Below are 20,764 nucleotides of genomic sequence, written 5' to 3'. Positions count from 1 at the left end.
CGCTAGCGCTCCAGCGGGATCACCCGGAAATCGGGCCGCTTTCCGTCCATAACCGCGTGGACCATCGCATATTCGGGCACCGGCATCCATGTCGCGCTGTTCGACGAAAGCGGTTCGGATGCGATGATGATCGCGCGCGGTTCCTCTTCGCCGCCGACCATTTGCCACTCGCCATCGTGCAAACCGTAGTCGCGCCCGGTGGTGAACCACATCGACAGGAAGTTCATATTGGCTTCGTGGAGCTGGTCGGGCGATCCGGTGCGGTAATGGCCGAAATCGAAACAGTGGCGCAGCCCCAATATCTGGCGGCCGGTGGTCAGAAAGAGATTGCAGCTCGATGAGATGGCGATGCCGTGCCGGCGCCGCGCCGCCTCGACCAGATCCACCGTCCGCTGGACCGCGGCCACCAGTTCATCGGGCGCGGGCTCGGCGCGCCAGTCGCCCAGCTGCGATAGCAGCAGCGCATAGACCCATTCGCTGTCGGTCGATCCCGAGATCTGCGCGAGCAAGTCGGGCGCGATTGCCTCCGCCAGCGTGCGCTTGAGATTGCCGATGCGATAGATGTCGCCATTATGCGCCATCGCCACCGCGGCGCCGGGAAAATGAAAGGGGTGGGTATTCTGTTCGCTCACCTTGACGCTGGTCGAATAGGGCACCCCGCGGACATGTGCGATCACACATTCGGCGCGCGTCTTGATCGCCAGCGATTTCAGATTGCCGTCGAAAATTGGCAGCGAGGAGGATCGGTAACGGTGCGGCACATCGGGCACGAAACTGGTCGAATCCCACGCCATCATCCCGAACCCGGCGAGATTCAGCATGTGCAACATGCGCGGCATATAGGCCTGATTGACGAGGCTGGAGTCGGGCTTGAACAATAGATCGTCGAGCTGCACCGGTTCGCCCAGATACATCATCGCACGGCACATGATCGGTCCCCGCCCGCTGCTTCGCGTTCAGCCTACACCATTCGGTCCGTTATGAAAGGCCGTCAGCCGGGTCCGTCGCGATGGCACCATAGTCTCAGGCGTCGGGATAGAGCGTCCGCATCACCCGCGCGGGATCAAGCGCATAGTGATGCGCGATCGCGGCGCCGATCACGCTTTCGAGGCTGCGCGTCGGTTTGAGGTCGCGGCCGTCGAGGCGGTTCGCGACGCTCAGCCCCGGCCAGTCGGCCGAGACCATTCCGCCTGCGACCGGCCCCCCGCCCGCCAGCGCACCGCCGAAGAACATCGCCGCCGATCCGGTGCCATGGTCGGTGCCGCCGGTGCCGTTGACCGCAACCGTGCGCCCGAATTCGGTCGCGACCACGACCAGCGTGTCGTTCCACGCCGGGCCAAGCCCGACCTGCAGCGCGCCGACCAGCTGGTCGAGCCCGCGAAGCTGGGCCGTCAGCCGCCCGCGCTGACCGCTGTGCGTGTCCCAGCCGCCGGTTTCGATCATCATCGCCCGCGCCCCGTCGGCAGGAAGCATCAATGATGCCGCGAGCTTGCCGAGATCGGCACCATTGCGGCCATTGTTGCCGCCGATGTCGCCCGCCAGCTCCTGTGTCTTGACCGCGCTGTCCCACAGCGGGTGCAACAGTGCGTCGCCGGCATAGAGCGCCGACAGCCGCGCGATCAGATCGGCGTCGGCCTGCGGCAGGCGGCTAGGGGCGTAGGTGGCGACGGGGGCGCTGCCGCGCAGCGCCAGTGGCACCGCCGGCGCGATAGCGAGCGCCTCGCGCTCGGCGGCGGGCAGCAGCGTCAGCAGTCGCCCGACCCAGCCGTCGCTCTTTTCATACGGGCGCGAGCCGCCGCCTTCGAGCACATTCTGACCATCGAAATGCGACCGGTCGCGATAGGCGGTGGCGACGGCGTGCGCGAAATGCGCCTGCTTGGCGCGATAGAGATCGGCGCCGGCGGCAAGCGCCGGGTGCAGCGTGAACAGGCCGTTGAGGCTCGCGCCGCCGGCCTCTTCGGCGAGCGCGCCGCGCGCCGCGGCATAGGCGGGATCACCCGTCGGTGCGACGATCGCAAGGCCGTCGGCGGCGCCGCGCTGGATCACGAACACCAGCCGGCGCGGCGTCGCCGCGGCGGCATAGGCAAAGCGCGGGACCGCTCCGGCGGCGGCAATGGTCAGTCCGCTAATGAGCATATGGCGGCGCGAGAGGGTCATCGTCTATCTCCGCAGAAAGGCCGGGCTGGCATAGAGCAGCGCGAGCGCCTGGCCGGGGCTGTCGGCGCGGGCGACCGCCTGCGCGGTTTGCGTCGTCAAGGCGTCGGCAAGGATCAGCGGCGCGAGCTGGCGGGCATCGACGCGGTCGCCGATGCGACCGGCGATCCGGCTGGCGAGCTCGACGCGCTGCATCATCGCCGCCGATCCGGCCCAGGTCGCGACCAGATCGTCATAGCCGGCGGGCGATCCGGGGCGCCAGATCGGCTGGCCGAGCTGGGTGAACAGCGCCGGGACATTCTGCCGGTCGCCAAGCGCCGGCAGTTTCAGGCTTCGCATCACCGATACGGTCCAGTCCCACGGCGATTTGAACATCGCGGGTTCGGCCGCCCATGCCTCGGGCGCGGCGACGAGCGTGCCGTAGAGCGAGGTCAGGTCGCCGCCGGTCCGAAGGAAATCGGCCTCGAGCCGCGCGACGAGCGCGGGGGCCGGTGTGTCGCCGGAAAAATGCCGGGCCAGTTTGGTGGCGATGTGCCGCGCGGTCGCCGGATGCCGCGCAAGGTCGAGCAGCACCGCCTCGGCCTGGTCCGCGCCACCCTGCGCGTAGCGTTTGCCCATGATCGACTGCGCGCCGGGTTCGTGCAGCGGTGCGATAAAGACGGTGTCGCCGTCGGCCGCGCCCGCAGGCATCAGCCGCTGCCCGGCGCCGCGGCCAAGCCCGGCGACGGTCAGCCCGGTCAGCACCTTGGCAAAGGCAGTGACGTCGGCCTGCGTATAGCCGGTACGCACCCCCAGCGTGTGCAATTCCATGATCTCGCGCGCCAGATTTTCGTTGAGCCCCGGCGCCTGCCGCCGGCCTCGCGCGCGGATGCGATCGGACACCGGACTGTCGGGCCCGAAACTTTGCGCCTGATCGAGATAGAGCAGCATGGCGGGGTGCCGCACCGCCGCGATCAGCAGGTCCGAAAATTTGCCCATTATGTGCGGGCGGATCGCCTCGAACTCGTAATTGCCGGCAAAACCGATCACCGGCAGCTTGTCGGCCGACACGGCGAAATGGTTGGACCAGAAGTGGACGAGCCGTTCGGGGAAGGGCGTTGCCGTCGCGACCGCATTGGCAAGCCGCGCGGCGGCCGCATCGACATAATGGGTGCGGATTGCGGAGCGCGACAGGCGTTGCAGTTCGGGGTCCATCGCCGCGCCTGTGCCGTCCTTCCGGGCGACATCATCCGGCGCATTGCGGCGTATCGCTCGCCGGTCGTCCTGATATTCTACATAGGCGGCGGCGATGGCGGCGCGGCCGGGCAAGGCGGCGATCGGTGCGGGAACCGGGTCATAGTCGTCAAGTTGTCGCAGCAGCCAGGCCTGCGGATCGTCGGTCGCGGGATCGTCGAAGCGGCGGCCGAGGCCGAAGCGGTTGGCGGCAAGATAAAGGCTGGGCATTGCGCATCCTTCGGGTTCAGACCCCGAAGCTGCCCGCCCTTTGTCGCAAAATCATGCCAGCAGAATGGCGGCCCGCCGCGTCAGGACAGCGGCTTGTCGTAAAGCTGATACACGCGGTTGACCGTCGCGTTGATGGCGTCGGCGACCGCGTTCATCCCCTGATTGTCGTCGAGGACCCAACCGATATCGCCCTGCTCGGCGCCATATTTGGCGACGCCGTCGCGGCGGATATATTCGATCATCATGAAGGCGAGGGTGCTCGCCATGCGGCTGTTCTGCAACTTCTTGACCACGCCCATCAATGGCACGCGCAGCCGCTTGCTCTTGGGCTTGCGCAGCCACCAAAGCAGCCGCGCCCAGTTGAAGGGGAACAGCGATCCGTCCATCCCGATCAGGAGTTCGTTGATGTCGGGCAGCACGATCATGAACGCGACCGCTTCGCCGTCGACTTCGGCGACGCGGATCAGATCCTCGAAAACAATGTCCTTCAGCTTCTTGCCGACATATGCGATTTCGCTGTCGGTCAGCGGAACGAAACCCCAATTGTCCGACCAGGCGTCGTTCAAAATGCCCATGATCAGCTGCGCCTCGGCATCGAACTTGCGCTTGTCGACGCGGCGGATGCGGATGCGCTCGTTCTTCTCGCCCGCCGCGACGATGCGGTTTACCAGCGGCGGAAAGCCGTCGACGATGTCGACCGCATAGTTGAACAGCTTCTTGACCGGGCGATAGCCCTCGGCCTCGATCCACCCCTGATAGAGCGGGCTGTTGTGGCCGAGCATGATCGTCGGCGGCGTGTCGAAGCCTTCGACCAGCAGCCCGGGTTCGTCCCAGATCGAAATCGACAGCGGGCCGAGCGCGCGGTTCATTCCCTGGCCGCGCAGCCAGTCTTCGGCGCTGACGATCAATGCGTGCGCGACCTCGGCATCCTCGGCCTCCAGCAGCCCCCAATTGCCCGTCCCCGGACCCATGCCCTGGCTCGCCGGCTGTTCGAGCGCGAGGAAGTCGACATGCGCCGAAATGCGTCCCACCGTGCGGCCGTCGCGGCGTGCGAGGAACAGCTGCGCCTTGCCATGTTCGAACCAGGGGTTCTTGCCTGGCGTCAACAGGTCGAACGCTTCGTTTTTCAGCGGCGGCACCCAGGCGGGATCGCCGCGGTTGAGCCGAAAGGCCAGTTCGACGAATTCGCGCTTGTCCGCCTTGTCCTTGACGGGATGGATGGAGACGGGACCTTGCGAATGTGCGGCCATGGCTGGTTTCCTGAATGACGATGCCTATATTTGTGGCGACGCATTAGGGCATAGCTGTGGCGCTGGCGACCCGTATTCGGCCATCATGCTGCCACGAAATCATGGTGAAGACGCCGGCATGATCACGACCAATCCCGCTGCCGAACGGATCGCGACTCCCCCCGCGGCCCCGGCCACCAAGCCCCCCAAATCGGCGATTGCCGACGATATGGCGATGATCCGCGCGGCCTCGGAGCTGACGCGCGATCTCGTCAATCCGAACGCGCGCATCTATTGGGTCGATTTCCTCGGTTCGGCGTTCATCGGCTATTCCGGTGTCGCGGCTGCGATCCTGGCACCATCGACCGCATGGATGCTCGCCGCGGCGCTCATCGCCGTCGTAGCACTCTACCGCGCGGGCAGCTTCATCCATGAACTGACGCATATCCGCAAAAATGCGCTCTCCGGTTTCCGGCTGGTGTGGAACCTGCTCGTCGGCATCCCGCTGCTTATCCCTTCCTTCCTTTACGAAGGCATCCACAGCCTCCACCATAACCGCACCAAATATGGCACGGTCGAAGATCCCGAATATCTGCCGCTGGCGCTGATGAAGCCGTGGACGGTGCCGCTGTTCGTCGTCGCGGCCGCCTTTGCGCCGCTGGCGCTGCTTTTCCGCTTTGCGGTGCTGACCCCGCTGTCGTTCGTCATCCCGCCGCTTCGCCGCGTGGTGATGGAGCGCTATTCGGGGATGATCATCAACCCGATGTTCCGTCGCCGCCGGCCCGAAGGCGATTTCCGCCGCCAGTGGGCATGGCAGGAAGGCGGGGCCTGGGCCTGGTCGACGCTGCTGATTGCGGGGGGCGTGTTCGGCTGGGTGCCGCTACGCGCGCTACTGATTTTCGGCGCCATCGCGGCGGCCAGCCTCGTGCTCAACCAGATCCGCACGCTCGTTGCGCATCTGTGGGAAAATGACGGCGAGGTGCTGACCGTAACCGCGCAGTTCCTCGACAGCGTCAACGTCCCGCCGCCCGGCCTGCTTCCCGAGCTGTGGGCGCCGGTGGGACTGCGCTATCACGCGCTGCATCATCTGCTGCCCGGCGTTCCCTATCACGCGTTGCCCGAGGCGCACCGCCGCCTGCAGGCGGCACTGCCGGGCGATTCGCAATATCATGCCGCCAATTACCGCAGCCTGCCGAAGCTGGTGATGAATCTGGTCGCAGGCTCGGCCAAGGGAACAGCCGGCTGACCTTCGGCCGCGTCGGCCCTTGAAAGAAGGCCGGCGGCGACCGCTTCTACTGCGTTTCGACAGCCTGCTTGAACCGCGCAAGCCGCGCGGCCGCCGCTGCGGCATGCGGGCCGATCCAGCGGTCGTGAATGTCCTGGATCGGCATCGCGTTCAGATGGTTCCAGCGTTCGCGGCCGCGACGTTCGGCGATGACCAGCCCCGCCTCCTCCAGCACCTTCAGATGCTGCATCACCGTGCAGCGGTCGAGATCGGCGAAATGGTCGCACAGCGCCCCTGTCGTGAGCGGCTGATCCTTCAGATCGTCCAGAATCTGCCGCCGCACGCCGTGCGCGAGCGCCTTGAAGATGCGGTCGAAATCGTCGTGGATTGACATGTTATAAATTTATAACATAATTAAATGCGACTCAAGCGGAGAATGAGGATGGAACTGAAATTCAGGGTCGCGGCGCGCATCGCCAAGTCGGTGCATGAGGTGTTCGAGGCGGTTGCCGATCCCGCGCAGCTTTCGCGCTATTTCACCACCGGCGGCGCGCAGGGGCGGCTCGAGACGGGCGCGGTGGTGACGTGGGATTTCCACGATTATCCCGGTGCCTTTCCGGTCCATGTAATCGAGGTGGTGCAGGATGAGAAGATCGTGCTGGAATGGGCAGCCTATGAAGGCCAGGCGCCGGGGGTAGAGGGCGGGACGATGGAAGATGCCGCTTACCGCACCCGCGTGACGATGACCTTCAAGCCGCTCGACGACGGCCGCACGCTGGTCGAAATCGCCGAAGGCGGCTGGCGCGAAACGCAGGCGGCGCTCGACGGCAGCTACGGCAATTGCCATGGCTGGACGCAGATGCTCTGCGCGCTCAAACTCTGGGTCGAACGCGGCGTAAACCTGCGCGCCGATTTCTATGTCTGATACCGTCTACGCGTTGCGCGCCATCAGCCCGCCATCGACCGGGATCACCGCGCCGGTGATATAGCTCGCCGCGGGCAGGACGAGGCTCAGCGTCACATGCGCGACCTCCTCGGGCTCGCCATAGCGGCGCAGCGCGGTGCGCCGCCGTGCGAAGATCGCCTTGTCCGCGTCGGGCACCTTGTCGGTCATCGCGGTGCGGATCGGGCCGGGGCAGATGCAGTTGACGGTGATGCCATCCTTGCCCAGATCGACCGCCAGCCCACGCGTCAGCCCGGTCACGCCCGTCTTTGCCGCGACATAGGGCGTGTCGCCGGGCGTCGCGCCCAGTCCCTCGGTCGAGGCAATGTTGACGATGCGCGGCGCGTCGCTCTGCTGCAGCCATGGGAGTGCCGCGCGCACCATGCGCTGGTGCGCGGTCAGCATCACCGTGATCGCGCGGTGCCAGATTGCGTCATAATCGTCGCCTGCATCGAGCGGGCAGAAGCTCGACACGCCGGCGTTGTTGATAAGGATGTCGATCCCGCCAAAATGCGCCGCGACGTCGGCGACGACACGCTTGATCGCCTCGCCGTCAGATACGTCGAGCGCGAAAGCGCGCGCGCCGTCGCCGGCTTCCGCGGCAACCGCCTCGCATGCGGCAGGGTCAAGGTCGGTGACCGCCACCTTCGCGCCCTCGCGCGCCAGCAGCAGTGCGGTCGCCCGCCCCATGCCGCTCGCCGCGCCGGTCACGATTGCGACGCGGCCCGCGACGGAGCGCGAGAGGGCGGCTGCCTGTGTCACCGGAACGGCGGCTCGTTGAACGCGCGCAGCTTGCGGCTGTGCAGCTTGGCGCCCTCGTCGTGCATCAATTCGCAGGTGCGGATGCCGATCTGGAGATGCGCGGCGATCGCTTCTTCATAGAAACGGTTGGCCTGTCCGGGCAGCTTGAGTTCGCCGTGGAGCGGCTTGTCGGACACGCACAGCAAGGTGCCGTAAGGCACGCGGAAGCGGTAGCCCTGCGCCGCAATGGTCGCCGACTCCATGTCGATGCCGATCGCGCGCGACTGCGAGAAACGCAGCGCGGAATCGGTGAAACGCAATTCCCAGTTGCGATCGTCGGTGGTGACGACGGTGCCAGTGCGCATCCGTTTCTTGAGGTCGGCGCCGCTGGTTCCCGACACCGCTTCGGCGGCGCTCGCTAGCGCCTGCTGGACCTCGGCGATCGGCGGGATCGGAATTTCGGGCGGCAGCACGCTGTCGAGGATATGGTCGTCGCGCAGATAAGCGTGGGCGAGCACATAGTCGCCGATCCGCTGGCTGGGACGCAGCCCGCCGCAGTGGCCGATCATCATCCACGCCTCGGGCCGCAGCACCGCGAGGTGATCGCAGATCGTCTTCGCGTTCGAGGGGCCAACGCCGATGTTGACGAGCGTGATGCCGCTGCCGCCCTCGGCAATCAGGTGATAGGCGGGCATCTGGTGCCGCCGCCACGCGCTGTCGCTCGCGAGCGCGCTGGCATTGATATCCGGCTCGTCGACATAGAGGCCGCCCGCGCCGGCGAGCGCGGTGTAGCGCCCCTTGCCGACCTGCGCTCCCGCCCAGGCGACGAATTCGTCGACATAGCGGTGATAGTTGGTGAAAAGGATATAGCGCTGGAAATGCTCGGGCGCGGTGCCGGTATAGTGGCGCAGGCGCGCGAGGCTGAAATCGGTGCGCAGCGCGTCGAACAGCGCGAGCGGCTGCGCCGCCGCGGGGTCGAAGCCGAACAGGCCGTCGGCCAGCTCGTCGCCGATATCGGCGAGCTCAGTGGTGGGAAAATGGCGCGCGAGTTCGAGCGGAGTGACGCGGCCCATGTCCGACCCGTCGCTGGCATCGAGCACATAGGGGAAGGGGATCTGCTGCCCGGTGCGCGTCACCTCCAGCGTCACCTCATAGTGGCGGACGAGCAGGGTCAGCTGTTCGCGCAGATAAGCCTCGAACAGATCGGGGCGCGTTACCGTCGTGACGAACTCGCCCGCCCGCTCGAAATGACCGAAGGCGAGGTTGTGGCCGCCCTGGCCTTCGCGAAACTCGCCATTGGTGACGAGGCGCAGCGCCGGATAGTCAAACAGGCCGGTCGCGGCGGCGTCGGCGGGCGGCAAGGTGCCGTCACGGACGAAGGCGGCGATGGCGGATTTGAGATTGCCGACCGACGTTCGGAAACGCGACTGAAGTTCGGCGATGACCCCTTCGACAAGGGTGGTGGGGTCGGCGATATTTTCGTTCGATGATTCTGATGTCATCGCGACGCTGTTGCACGAAAATATGACAAAAGGAAAGGGGGGCGGCGCCGCGCCGCGCCGCCCCTCATTTCAATCCGCAAACCGCTCAAAGCTGTTCGAGCATATGGTCGGCGCTCGACACCTTGAATTCGCCCGGGGCTTCGACATTGAGCTGCTCGACGACGCCATCGTTGACGACCATCGAGAAACGCTGGCCGCGCTTGCCCATGCCGAACGCCTTGCCATCCATGGTCAGCCCCACCGCTTCGGCGAAATCGCCATTGCCATCGGCAAGCATCGTCACGCTGTCGGTCGCGCCGGCATTCTTCGCCCAGGCGCCCATGACGAAGGCGTCATTGACCGCGGTGCAAACGATTTCGTCGATGCCCTTGGCCTTGAGTTCGGCTGCCTTCTCGACGAAGCCGGGCAGGTGCTTGGCCGAACAGGTCGGCGTAAAAGCGCCTGGAACCGAAAAGAGCGCAACCTTGCGGCCCTTGAAATAATCGGCGGCCGAAACCTGTTCGGGGCCTCCTTCGGTGACCTTCACCAGCTTGGTGTCGGGCAGCGAGTCTCCGGTAGTGATGGTCATGCTGGCATCCTTTCGTTGGGGGGTCTTGTGCGGGCGAGACATTGGGTGTGCGCCGCCGCGAGTCAAGCGGCGCAGCGTTCGCATTGCACGATGGACCCCGCCGTTCGTCGATATGGCCGCAAAGACGCTGGACCGTGCGCGCCCGGCAGTCCATGATGGGGCGATGGAAAAGGCGCCGACCTGGTTCACCGGCCAATTGCTGCTCGCCCTGCCCGGCATCGGCGATCCGCGTTTCGATCACTCCGTCATCGCGATGATCAGCCACGACGAGGATGGTGCGATGGGGATCGGCATCGACGATCCGATCGACGGCATGACCGTCGGTGCGGTGCTCGATCAGCTCGATATCGCGCACGACGCTCCGCTCGATCAACCGGTCTTTCTGGGCGGACCGGTCGAACCGTCGCGCGGTTTCGTGCTCCACAGTCGCGACTGGTCGGGCGAGGGCGCGGTGCAGGTGTCGGGGCGCTGGATGATATCGAGCTCGCACGACATATTGCGCGCCATCGGCGAGGGGCGCGGGCCGTCGCAATGGCTCGTCGCGCTCGGCTATGCCGGATGGTCACCGGGGCAGCTCGAAGAGGAAATGGTACGCCACGCCTGGCATCTGACGCCCGGCAGCGACGCGTTGCTGTTCGACACGCCGCCGGCGCAGCGGTGGCAGGCGGCCTTTGCCGAAGCCGGCATCGATGCGCGCCTGCTGACGGTGGAGGGCGGCGAAGCGTAGGATCGCCGCCCGTCGATCCGCTGCGTCAGTGCGCCAGGGCGAGGAGCGGGCGCCCTTGGCCAAGCCGCGCGAGCGCGGTTCGGGCGGCCCAGCGCGAATCCATGAAATCGCCGTTCGCAAGCTCGAGGTCGTAGCGGATCGGGCTGTCGATCGCCGACCGATAGGCGGTCGCGGCGTCGGCGGTGCGGCCAAGCCGGGCATAGGCGGTGCCCAAATTGATCAGCCGCGACGGATCGCGGGCATCGACCCGGCCGTCGGTCAGCTTCGCCACTGCCGCCTTGTTTTCACCCGCCTGCAATTCTTCAAAGGCAACCGACAGCGGCGTCGAGGCGCTGTCCTCGGTGCCCGTGACGATGATCGACTGAGCCATCGCCGGCGACGCGACGGCCAGGGCTGCCAGGCTGAGCAGAATTTTTTTCATCTAGGTATCTCCCCGAAAACTTTGACCTATTTTCTCGTTTGTCGGGATGAAAGTCAATGAATCGCCGGCTATGTAACATTGGTGTCACATGGCCGGATTATGCTGAGCGCAAGGCGCATTATAAGGCAAATTTCTTAGGAAGTTGGCTGTTGCAAGACCGTGTCACAATTGCGCCCCGCGGGTTGTAACATTGGCGCGCGCCCGAATTTTATTTTGCGCTGCCTCGCGATTGGCGGCGGACGAATCGTGCCTGCGCCGCGTCCGACTGCGACCCGCGCCTTGCAGATATAAAGAAAAGTTTATATTTGAATGGCGACGCGCTTTCGGTTAGGGCGCGCAACATAATTGCTCGACAATTCGGGGCCGCTCGCCTGCGGCCGTACTCGCCAATATGGAGACTCCCCCGTGGCCACCACCGCAGCCAATGCCACCATTACCGCCGCCAATGCCGCAATCGCGGCGGCGAAGACCAAGGACGGCGCCGCCGACTATGTGATTGCCGACATCGGCCTCGCCGACTTCGGCCGCAAGGAAATCGCGATCGCCGAAACCGAAATGCCCGGCCTGATGGCGCTGCGCGCCGAATATGGCGCGGCGCAGCCGCTGAAGGGCGCGCGCATCACCGGATCGCTGCACATGACGATCCAGACCGCGGTGCTGATCGAAACGCTGATCGCGCTGGGCGCCGACGTGCGCTGGGCGACTTGCAACATCTTTTCGACCCAGGATCATGCCGCTGCCGCGATTGCTGCCGGCGGCACGCCGGTGTTCGCGGTGAAGGGCGAAAGCCTTGCTGAATATTGGGATTATGTCGGCCGGATCTTCGACTGGGGCGACGATCAGACCGCGAACATGATCCTCGATGACGGCGGCGACGCCACGATGTTCGCGCTGTGGGGCGCGCGCGTCGAAGCGGGCGAGCCGCTGTTCGAACCGACCAACGCCGAAGAAGTCGAATTCGTCCGTGCGCTCAAGGAATTCCTTGCCGCCAAGCCGGGCTATCTCACCAAGAGCGTGCGCGCGATCAAGGGCGTGTCGGAAGAAACGACGACCGGCGTCCACCGCCTTTACCAGCTGGCCAAGGAAGGCAAGCTGCCCTTCCCGGCGATCAACGTGAACGACAGCGTCACCAAGTCGAAGTTCGACAACCTGTATGGCTGCAAGGAAAGCCTGGTCGATGCAATCCGCCGCGCGACCGACGTCATGCTGGCCGGCAAGGTTGCGTGCGTTGCGGGCTTTGGCGACGTCGGCAAGGGCTCGGCCGCCTCGCTCCGCAACGGCGGCGCGCGCGTGCTGGTTACCGAAATCGACCCGATCTGCGCGCTGCAGGCGGCGATGGAAGGCTATGAAGTCGTCACGATGGACGAAGCGGTCGCCCGCGCCGACATCTTCTGCACCGCGACCGGCAACGCCGACGTCATCACCGCCGACCATATGGCGGCGATGAAGCCGATGGCGATTGTCTGCAACATCGGCCACTTCGACAGCGAAATCCAGATCGCGGGGCTCGCCAATTACAAGTGGACCGAAGTGAAGCCGGGCACCGACCTCGTCGAATTCCCCGATGGCAAGCAGATCATCGTGCTGGCGAAGGGCCGCCTCGTGAACCTCGGCTGTGCGACCGGGCACCCGTCGTTCGTGATGTCGTCGAGCTTCACCAACCAGACGCTCGCGCAGATCGAGCTGTTTACCAAGGCCGACGATTACAAGAACGACGTCTATGTCCTGCCCAAGCATCTCGACGAAAAGGTCGCAGCGCTGCACCTCGAAAAGCTGGGGGTGAAGCTGTCGACGCTGACGCAGAAGCAGGCCGATTATATCGGCGTGCCGGTCGATGGACCGTTCAAGCCCGATCATTATCGTTACTGATCGTTACTAATTTTTCATAAGCAGACTGTAGGGTCGCGCTGCCGTCCGGAGACCGGATGGGGGCGTGGCCCTTTGCTTTTGGGGGTTCGGGGCAACGCTCGCTCGATTCAGATTTTGGTGCAGCCGGGGGGCATCGCTTAAACGAGGGAGTTCCCGGAATGATTACCGTGCGCGCGATGCGAGCAGGGCTTTATGGCGGCCTGTCCGCGCTGGCTATTCTGGCGGCCGCCGCGCCGGCTGCGGCGCAGGATGTTGTGCCGGATGCGTCGGCGGACGCCGACAGCAGTACACAGATCATCGTCACCGGGTCGCGCATTGCGCGCACCGATGCGGACACGATCCAGCCGACGCTTGTCACCACCTCCGACCAGATCGACCGCCGCGGCTATACCAATGTCGCGCAGGCGCTGTCGGAAATTGCCGCCTTCGGCGTTCCCGGCAACAGCAATGTCGGTGCGCAGGAGGGGCCGTTCGGTTCGGGGCAGACCTTTGTCGATTTCTTTTCGCTGGGCAGCCAGCGCACGTTGACGCTGGTGAACGGTCGGCGCTTCGTGTCGTCCAATACCGCCTCGGTATTCGGGCCGGCGGGGCCGGGCAGTCAGGTTGACCTTAACGTCATCCCCGAAACGCTGGTCGATCGCATTGAAACGGTCGCGGTCGGCGGCGCACCCATCTATGGCTCCGATGCGATCGCGGGCACCGTCAACATCATCCTCAAGCGGGATTTCGACGGGCTTGAAATAAAAGGCCAGGCGGGCGTGTCGCAGCGCGGCGACGCGCCGGATTATCGCATCAGCGTCATCTGGGGCGCCGATTTTGCTGACGGGCGGGGCCATATCACGCTGAGCGGCGAATGGAATCGCGCACGCGGCCTCGCCACGGGCGATCGCTTTCTGACGAGCGCCGCCGGCCCCTTCTTCACGACCGCCGCCGATCCGGCCTCACCCTTTCAGCAACAGCTCTATTATGATCAGCGGCTCAACGTTTTTACAAATAGCGGGGTACCGCTTGCCTTCGACAGCATCCCCGAATTCGGCGGAATTTTCGATGCATCGGGCAATGTCCTGACGTTCAACGACGCGGGCCGGCTCGTCCCGCTCGACTTCGGGACGCGCACGGGCAGCCTGTTCGAAAGCTCGGGGGGCAACGGCTTCGCGACGAAAGATTATGGCAATCTCTCGACGAACAATGACCGCTATCTCGCAACCGCGCTCGGCAGTTTCGACCTGAGCGACACGGTCCGCTGGTTCGGCGAGGGCTGGTATGCGCACAGCAAAGGGACGAACATCGCGGCCCAGCCGCTGTATAACACGGCGCTGGCCGGACCGGGAACGTCGCCGAACGGCAATCTGGTGCTCAGCCTCGACAATCCCTATCTGAACGACGCCGACCGGGCGACAATCCGTGACAATCTGGCCGCCTATGGTCTGCTCGGCGGGATTCCGATCGATGCCGACGGCGACGGCAATCCCGATTTTGCGACGGCTCCCGACAGCTTTCTGATGGCCCGTGCCAATACCGACCTGACGACGGGCCGCGCCGACACGACGGTCGAACTCTATCGCTTCGTCACCGGGCTCGACGGCGAACTCGGCGTCGGCGACCGGATCTACAAATGGGATGTCTCGGCCAACTACGGCCATTCCAAAACGCGTGGGCGTGAACGTGTGCTGGTGCAGCAGAATTTCCTCAACGCGGTCGATGCCGTCGATGAGGGTGTGTTCGGCGGCGGTGCCGCCAACGGCAATATCATCTGCCGCCCCGGATACAGCAACGCGAACATCGCGACGCTAAATGCCACCTGCGCGCCGCTCGACCTGTTCGGTGTCGGCCGCTTCAGCCAGGCTGCGCTCGATTATGTGACGACGATCGCCGATCCGACCGCGACCAATTCGCAGTTCGTGCTCAGCGCGTCGGTCAACGGGCCGCTGTTCCAGCTGCCCGGCGGCGATGTCATCGCCTCGCTCGGCTATGAACATCGGCACGAGAAGACCGCTTTCGACCCCGGCGCCTATTATTATGGCGAGGATGTCGGGGGCGGATTCCGGATGCCGTTTGGCCGCAGCATCCCGATCGATCCGGTGCGGGGCAGCTTCACGACGAATGAATTTTCCGGCGAGCTCAAGATTCCGGTCATTACGCCGGGGATGGACAGCTTCGTCAATGCGTTCGAACTCGACGGCGCGGCGCGCTATATCGATCATTCGGCAGCGGGGGGCGACTGGACGTGGACCGCGGGCGGACGATTGTCGCCGGTCGCCGATGTGACGATCCGCGGCAATTTCACCCGCTCGGTGCGCGCGCCCGCGATCACCGAAAGCTTCAGCTCGACGTCGCTGGCCTTTGCGACGGCCAATGATCCGTGCGATCGCCGCTTCGTCAATTCGGGACCGAACCCGGCGCAGCGGCGCGCAAACTGCATTGCCGGGGGGATAGCGAACCCCGATGCCTTCACGTCGAACATCGTCGGATTCACGGCGCCGATCTCGGTTTCGGGCAATGCCGCACTCAAGAACGAGCGCGCCGACAGCTGGACCGTCGGCGCGATTGTCCGCCCGCGCTTCGTGCCTGGTCTGACGATCACCGCCGACTGGGTCGATATCCGGCTGCGCGATGCGATAATATTGCTCGGTGCCGGCCAGACGCTCGACGCTTGCTATGATGCGGTCGCCTATCCGGCGGCGGTTTGTCGCCAGATCGACCGCGATCCGGGCGGGCAAGTGACTTTCGTGCGCACCGGCTATGCCAATGCGGCGTCGATGGACTTCCGCGGCCTGACCGCCGAAATCGCCTATCGGCGCGAGATTGCGGCGGACACGGCGCTCGGCCTGTCGCTCAATTACTTCTATCTCGACAAGCTCGAAACGCGCGTCGGAACCGGCGATATCGACACCGCGCGCGGCGAAATCGGCAATCCCAAACATTCGTTCACCGCGAATGTCACGGTCGATCGCGGCCCGGTAAATCTGCTCTGGCAAACGCAATATTATGGCAAGAGTGTGTGGAACGCCGACGCGGCGCCCAACGCGCTGGAATATAGCGGTGTCGGCTCGTGGTGGCTGTTCAACGCCTCGCTCGGCGTCGACGTGTCGAAGCAGTTTTCGTTGCGCCTGATCGTCGACAATGTCTTCGACGCAAAACCGCCGTTCCCGGCGCCGGCGGCCAATGGCACGATCACCTATTATTCGGGCATTTTGGGACGCTATTTCCGCGCATCGGCGACGGCAAAATTCTGACCGCGTACCGGCGCGCAATCCGCGCGGGGTGCGGGGGCTATTCGACCGGACGAGGCCTTCCGGCGTCCTGTTCCGCCGTGCCTGTGCGGCGGACGATTGAATAGAGGCTGCGCAGTCGATAGGGGCAGACGGATGATATCCGGCGTCCCTGTCGTCCTCTTGCTTCGATCGGCGCGATGCCCGTGCCGATGAGCGCGGGCTTGCTCTTCGCGCTCGGCCTGTTCGCCGCGCTCTGGCTGGTCGCTGGGCTGTGGGCGGTCGGGCGCGGGGTTGCGATGCAGCGGCGCTCGGCGTTCGTCGCCGGGCAGACCGAACGCCTCGCCAGCCTGCTCGAAGCGTCGCCCTATCTGCCCGTCGTGGTGCGCGGCGACTGGCGCATCGAGGCGAGCGAGCGGCTCGGCCGCTGGCTCGGGCTCGATGCCGGACCGCGCAGTTTCGACGAGCTTCGCGGACTCGGCGCCGGGCTCGACGCGCAGGCGCACGAAGCGCTGCGCCAGGCGATCCTCGGCGCCCAGCGCGGTGCCAAACCCTTCACGCTCAGCCTGCGTCCGCAGGGCAGCAACCGTACGATCGTCTGTCAGGGCGTGGCGGCGCCGCAGTCGGTCGGCGGACCGGGCAGCGTTCTGCTGTGGCTCAGCGATGCGACCGACGGCCAGCAATCGCTCGCCAAGGCGCGGATCGAGCGCGACGAGGCGATGGCGGCGTTCGAGGCGCTGTCGGGACTGATCGAGGCGGCGCCGTTTCCGATGTGGTTCCGCGAACCCGATCTTCGCCTCGCGCTCGTCAACACCGCCTATGTCCGCGCGGTCGAGGCGAAAAGTGCGGCGCGGGTGATCGAGGATGGCACCGAATTGTGCGAGCCGATCGCCGGGGTCAGCGCGACTGACGCGGCCGAAGCGGCGCGTGCCGCGGGCTCGGCGCATATGCGCACCGTCCCGGTGACGATCGAGGGCGAGCGCCGGATCATGCGGGTCGTCGACGTGCCGCTGGCGCCCGAGGGCGGCCGCGTCATCGGCATCGCGGGCTATGCGATCGATATTCAGGAGCTGGAGAGCGAGCGCGGCGCGCACCGCCGCTTCGTCGATACGCAGCGCGAGTTGCTCGACCGGCTGTCGGCGGCAGTGGCACAGTTCGGCCCCGATCATGGCCTTGTCTTTGCGAACCAGCCCTTTCGCCGGCTGTTCGACGTGACGGCCGAAGATGTGTCCGAAGGCCGGGCGCTCGCGCGGTTGCTCGATGCATGGCGTGAGGGCGGCCGGACGCCCGAGGTGCGCGACTATCCCGAATGGCGGCAGGCGCATGTCGACTGGTTCGCGCTGCCGCACGCGAGCGAGGAGGAATGGCGCCTGCGCGACGGCACCCATCTGCACGTCGTCGCCCAGCCGACCCCCGACGGCGGCCTGCTGCTGATCGCCGAGGATCGCACCGAGCAGGTGCAACTGGCCTCGACGCGCGACACGTTGCTGCGCGTGCGCACCGCAACCTTCGACAATCTGTTCGAGGCGATCGCGGTCTTCGCTCCCGATGGCCGCCTGCATCTGTGGAACCAGCGCTTCCGCCGCCTGTGGGGCGTCGATGAATCGACCCTTGCGGCGCATCCGCGCGTCGATGTGCTGATGAACGGCCTCGCCGACCGGCTCGCCAAGCCCAACCAGATCAGCATCGTCCAGGAAGTGATCCGCGCCGCGACGCTCGAGCGGACGCAGCGCGCGGGCGAAATCCGGTTCAAGGACGGGCGCCATTTCGATTTCGCCTCGATCCCGCTGCCCGACGGCAATGCGCTGCTCATCATGCTCGACATCACCGCCAGCCGGAAGATGGAGGGCGCGCTGCGCGAACGCAACGAGGCGCTCGAAGCGGCGGACAAGGTCAAGACCGCCTTTCTGTCGCGGATGAGTTACGAACTGCGCACGCCGCTGACCTCGATCGGCGGCTTCGGCGAGATGCTGCAGGCGGGTTATGCGGGCGAACTTCCGCCTGCCGCGCGCTCCTATGTCGACGCGATCATGGATTCGGTCGCGGTGCTCGGCCGCCAGATCGACAATGTGCTCGACCTCGCGCAGGGCGAGGCGGGGACGCTGGCGGTCGAACGCGCGCCGGTCGACGTCCGCGCGCTGCTCGGCAAGGCGCTCGCCGACGCGGCTCCGTTCGCCGAGACCGAAAACATCGAACTCGTCGGCAATCTGTCCGACAATCTTGGCAGTATCGAAGGCGATGCGCCGCGCCTGTCGCGGGTCGTGGGCGGGCTGCTCGACAATGCGATCCGCTTTACTGCCCCGGCCAAGCGCAGCGGCGGGCGCGTGCTGCTCCACGCCGACGGCGACGCGCGCGGAGTGGAGATCGTCGTGTCGGACAACGGCCCCGGCATGCCCGATGCGGTCGCCGCGGTGACGAAGGGGCAGCAGGCGGGTACGCAGACCGGCGGCATCGGCCTCGCGCTCGCGCGCCAGCTCGTTGCCGCGCACGGCGGCACGATGGAGGTGCTCAGCGAAAAGGGACAGGGCACGCTGGTCCGCGTCACCCTGCCGCGCGGATGAGCTTCAGCTGCGCCTATGATCTCGAAGACGCCGATCGCATCGGTGCCGCCATCGGCGCCGCGCTGAGGCCCGGCGATGTCGTGCTGTTGTCGGGCGACCTCGGCGCGGGCAAGACGACGCTGGCGCGCGCGATGCTCAAAGCGCGCGGTCTGGCGGGCGAGGCGCCGAGCCCGACCTTCGCGATCGTCCAACCCTACGCCCCGCCCGAAGTCGATCTGCCGATCGCGCATGTCGATCTCTATCGCATCGACGGAGAGGATGAACTGATCGAACTCGGCCTCGACGATTATCTCTACGACGGCGCGCTGCTGATCGAATGGCCCGAACGATTGGGCGCCCAGGCATGGCCCGACGCGCTGGCGCTGACGATTTCGGGAGGGGGCGATGCGCGCGTCTTGACAGCGGCGGTGCCGCCCGCTTGGGAAGCGCGATGGCCGCTCAGATGATTCCGCCCGACCATGCGCCCGCCTTTCTTGCCGCGCATGGCTGGGGCGATGCCCGCATTCTGCCGCTCGCGGGCGATGCCTCGTTCCGCCGCTATTTCCGCGTTGTCGGAGAGGGGCGGCAGGCGGTGCTGATGGATGCGCCGCCGCCGCACGAAGACCCGCGCCCCTTCATCGCGGTCGCCGAATGGCTGTGCGAACAGGGGATGACCGCGCCCGCGATCCTCGCCCGCGATCTGGCGCGGGGCCTGCTGCTGATCGAGGATTTCGGCGACGTGCGGCTGCGCGAAACGCTCGACGCGCGCCCGGCGGCGGAGGCCGAATTCTACGCCGGGGTCACCGACCTGCTCGTCCATCTGCACGCGCGCCCCGCGATGCCGGGGCTGCCCGTCCACGGCATCGAACAATGGCTGGACGAGGTGATGCTGTTCACCGACTGGTACTGCCCCGCGCTGGACCTTGCCGTCGATCGCGACGGATTTCGCGCGGCGTGGCAGGCGGCGCTGGCGCCCGTCGAGCAGGACGGCTTGCCGCGTGTCACCGTACTGCGCGACTTTCATGCTGAAAATATCATGCTCGTCGATGGACGCAGCGGCATTGCACATTTCGGCCTGCTCGATTTTCAGGACGCGCTGGTCGGCCATCCCGCCTATGACCTTGCCTCGGTGCTCGAGGACGCGCGCCGCGACGTGACCCCGATGGTCGAGGCGGCAATGCTCGATCGCTATGTCGCTGCGACGGGACAGGGCACGGCGTTCCGCGCTGCCTATTGGGCGCTCGCGGCGCAGCGCAACACGCGCATCCTGGGCGTTTTCGTGCGCTTGTGGAAGCGCGACGGCAAGCCCGGATACCGCCAGTTCCAGCCGCGCATGTGGGGTCTGCTCGAACGCGACCTTGCGCATCCGGTGCTCGCACCGGTCAAAAAATGGTTCGACGACAATGTGCCCGCCGCCAAGCGCGCGGCGGCGTGGAGCGAGTGACGGCATGAGCGCGACGATCGAAAGCGCGATGGTGATGGCTGCGGGGATCGGCAAGCGGATGCGCCCGCTCACCGCGACGCGGCCCAAGCCGCTGGTGCGCGTGGCCGGCAAGCCGCTGATCGACCATAGCCTCGACCGGATCGAGGCGGCGGGGATCGGCCATGTCGTCGTCAACGTCCATTATCTCGCCGACGCGCTCGAGGCGCATCTCGCAAAGCAGAAGCGATCCTTTACCCTGGCGGTTTCGGACGAGCGCGGCGAACTGCTCGAAACCGGTGGCGGCATGGTCAAGGCGCTGCCGCTGCTCAAGGGCGATCCGATCCTGGTCGTCAACAGCGACAATATCTGGACCGACGGGCCGCAGGACAGCATCCGTAATCTGGCGCGCCACTGGGACGGCGATCGGATGGATGCGCTGCTCCTCGTAATCCGTCAGGCGAGTGCGACGGGACACGGTGGCAAGGGCGATTTTCACATGGACCCGGGCGGCAAGCTGTCGCGGCGCAAGCCCGGCCGTGTCGCGCCTTTCGTCTATACCGGAATCCAGCTCATTTCGCCGCGCCTGCTCGTTGGCGCACCCGAAGGGCCCTTTTCGACGAACCTGTTGTGGGACCGCGCGATCGCGGCGGGGCGGCTTTATGGCCTGTCGCACATGGGGCAATGGTTCGACGTCGGCACCCCCGCCAGCATTGCACCGACCGAAGCGGCGCTGAGCGAGGTTTGATTCCTTTCCGCAGCCATTTCGA

The 20,764-nt window shown here is 65.9% G+C and carries 18 protein-coding genes; 9 read left to right on the top strand and 9 right to left on the bottom strand.

Going from position 1 to position 20,764, the window contains the following annotated elements:
• Nucleotides 1–2 precede the first annotated feature (2 nt).
• From MU856_RS12405 to MU856_RS12390, 4 genes are all read right to left on the bottom strand, one after another.
• Complete coding sequence (locus tag MU856_RS12405; RefSeq protein WP_263587685.1) at nt 3–929, bottom strand: class II glutamine amidotransferase; 927 nt, start codon at nt 927–929, stop codon at nt 3–5.
• 94 nt (nt 930–1,023) lie between these two features.
• On the bottom strand, nt 1,024–2,157 hold the full coding sequence (locus tag MU856_RS12400; protein WP_062900665.1) for a DUF1501 domain-containing protein: 1,134 nt from the start codon (nt 2,155–2,157) through the stop codon (nt 1,024–1,026).
• Between the two features lie 3 nt (nt 2,158–2,160).
• A complete protein-coding gene (locus tag MU856_RS12395) occupies nt 2,161–3,597 on the bottom strand; it encodes a DUF1800 domain-containing protein (protein ID WP_263587684.1) in 1,437 nt (478 codons plus the stop codon).
• Between the two features lie 80 nt (nt 3,598–3,677).
• The gene (locus MU856_RS12390; RefSeq protein WP_062900663.1) at nt 3,678–4,847 is read right to left on the bottom strand and encodes a hypothetical protein; all 1,170 of its coding nucleotides are present in this window, start codon (nt 4,845–4,847) and stop codon (nt 3,678–3,680) included.
• Nucleotides 4,848–4,965: 118 nt separating this feature from the next.
• Between MU856_RS12390 and MU856_RS12385 the strand changes: the two genes are divergently transcribed.
• On the top strand, nt 4,966–6,072 hold the full coding sequence (locus tag MU856_RS12385; RefSeq protein ID WP_263587683.1) for a fatty acid desaturase family protein: 1,107 nt from the start codon (nt 4,966–4,968) through the stop codon (nt 6,070–6,072).
• A gap of 46 nt (nt 6,073–6,118) precedes the next feature.
• Here MU856_RS12385 and MU856_RS12380 read toward each other — a convergent pair whose 3' ends face one another.
• The gene (locus tag MU856_RS12380; protein ID WP_062900661.1) at nt 6,119–6,445 is read right to left on the bottom strand and encodes an ArsR/SmtB family transcription factor; all 327 of its coding nucleotides are present in this window, start codon (nt 6,443–6,445) and stop codon (nt 6,119–6,121) included.
• Between the two features lie 48 nt (nt 6,446–6,493).
• Between MU856_RS12380 and MU856_RS12375 the strand changes: the two genes are divergently transcribed.
• Nucleotides 6,494–6,976 carry an SRPBCC family protein gene (locus tag MU856_RS12375; protein ID WP_062900660.1) on the top strand — a complete coding sequence of 161 codons (483 nt, stop codon included), beginning with the start codon at nt 6,494–6,496 and terminating at the stop codon, nt 6,974–6,976.
• Between the two features lie 6 nt (nt 6,977–6,982).
• Here the strand turns inward: MU856_RS12375 and MU856_RS12370 are convergent, their stop codons facing one another.
• The 3 genes from MU856_RS12370 to MU856_RS12360 form a co-directional block, all read right to left on the bottom strand.
• Complete coding sequence (locus MU856_RS12370; protein ID WP_062900659.1) at nt 6,983–7,756, bottom strand: SDR family NAD(P)-dependent oxidoreductase; 774 nt, start codon at nt 7,754–7,756, stop codon at nt 6,983–6,985.
• Nucleotides 7,753–9,237: an AMP nucleosidase gene (locus MU856_RS12365; RefSeq protein ID WP_003040488.1), complete on the bottom strand. Its 1,485-nt coding sequence runs from the start codon at nt 9,235–9,237 to the stop codon at nt 7,753–7,755. Before MU856_RS12365 ends, MU856_RS12370 begins: the two co-directional genes overlap by 4 nt.
• An 85-nt stretch (nt 9,238–9,322) precedes the next feature.
• Nucleotides 9,323–9,805 carry a peroxiredoxin gene (locus tag MU856_RS12360; protein ID WP_003040485.1) on the bottom strand — a complete coding sequence of 161 codons (483 nt, stop codon included), beginning with the start codon at nt 9,803–9,805 and terminating at the stop codon, nt 9,323–9,325.
• Nucleotides 9,806–9,917: 112 nt separating this feature from the next.
• Here MU856_RS12360 and MU856_RS12355 point away from each other — a divergent pair, with 112 nt between their 5' ends.
• Nucleotides 9,918–10,532 carry a YqgE/AlgH family protein gene (locus MU856_RS12355; RefSeq protein ID WP_186402606.1) on the top strand — a complete coding sequence of 205 codons (615 nt, stop codon included), beginning with the start codon at nt 9,918–9,920 and terminating at the stop codon, nt 10,530–10,532.
• A 25-nt stretch (nt 10,533–10,557) separates the two neighbouring features.
• Here the strand turns inward: MU856_RS12355 and MU856_RS12350 are convergent, their stop codons facing one another.
• Nucleotides 10,558–10,953 (bottom strand): hypothetical protein, encoded by a 396-nt coding sequence (locus MU856_RS12350; protein ID WP_062900658.1) that lies wholly within the window; start codon nt 10,951–10,953, stop codon nt 10,558–10,560.
• A gap of 432 nt (nt 10,954–11,385) precedes the next feature.
• Here MU856_RS12350 and ahcY point away from each other — a divergent pair, with 432 nt between their 5' ends.
• The 6 genes from ahcY (at nt 11,386) to MU856_RS12320 (ending at nt 20,742) form a co-directional block, all read left to right on the top strand.
• Nucleotides 11,386–12,822 carry an adenosylhomocysteinase gene (ahcY, locus tag MU856_RS12345; RefSeq protein WP_409372288.1) on the top strand — a complete coding sequence of 479 codons (1,437 nt, stop codon included), beginning with the start codon at nt 11,386–11,388 and terminating at the stop codon, nt 12,820–12,822.
• 158 nt (nt 12,823–12,980) lie between these two features.
• Nucleotides 12,981–16,058, top strand: a complete 3,078-nt coding sequence (locus MU856_RS12340; RefSeq protein WP_263587682.1) for a TonB-dependent receptor domain-containing protein — start codon at nt 12,981–12,983, stop codon at nt 16,056–16,058.
• Between the two features lie 188 nt (nt 16,059–16,246).
• Nucleotides 16,247–18,595 (top strand): PAS-domain containing protein, encoded by a 2,349-nt coding sequence (locus MU856_RS12335; RefSeq protein ID WP_409372277.1) that lies wholly within the window; start codon nt 16,247–16,249, stop codon nt 18,593–18,595.
• Nucleotides 18,592–19,041, top strand: a complete 450-nt coding sequence (gene tsaE / locus MU856_RS12330; protein WP_062900655.1) for a tRNA (adenosine(37)-N6)-threonylcarbamoyltransferase complex ATPase subunit type 1 TsaE — start codon at nt 18,592–18,594, stop codon at nt 19,039–19,041. Before MU856_RS12335 ends, tsaE begins: the two co-directional genes overlap by 4 nt.
• Nucleotides 19,026–20,018, top strand: coding sequence for an aminoglycoside phosphotransferase family protein (locus MU856_RS12325; protein WP_263587681.1), 993 nt, complete (start codon nt 19,026–19,028; stop codon nt 20,016–20,018). The genes tsaE and MU856_RS12325 overlap by 16 nt, the downstream gene beginning before the upstream one ends.
• A 4-nt stretch (nt 20,019–20,022) precedes the next feature.
• Nucleotides 20,023–20,742, top strand: coding sequence for a nucleotidyltransferase family protein (locus tag MU856_RS12320; RefSeq protein ID WP_186402609.1), 720 nt, complete (start codon nt 20,023–20,025; stop codon nt 20,740–20,742).
• Nucleotides 20,743–20,764 lie beyond the last annotated feature (22 nt).

Source organism: Sphingopyxis sp. GC21 (assembly GCF_025727575.1).
In the GTDB taxonomy this organism is placed as follows: Bacteria; Pseudomonadota; Alphaproteobacteria; order Sphingomonadales; family Sphingomonadaceae; genus Sphingopyxis; species Sphingopyxis terrae_A.
The sequence above is the reverse complement of the archived record's forward strand: the minus strand, read 5'-3'. Positions and strand labels throughout refer to the sequence as shown.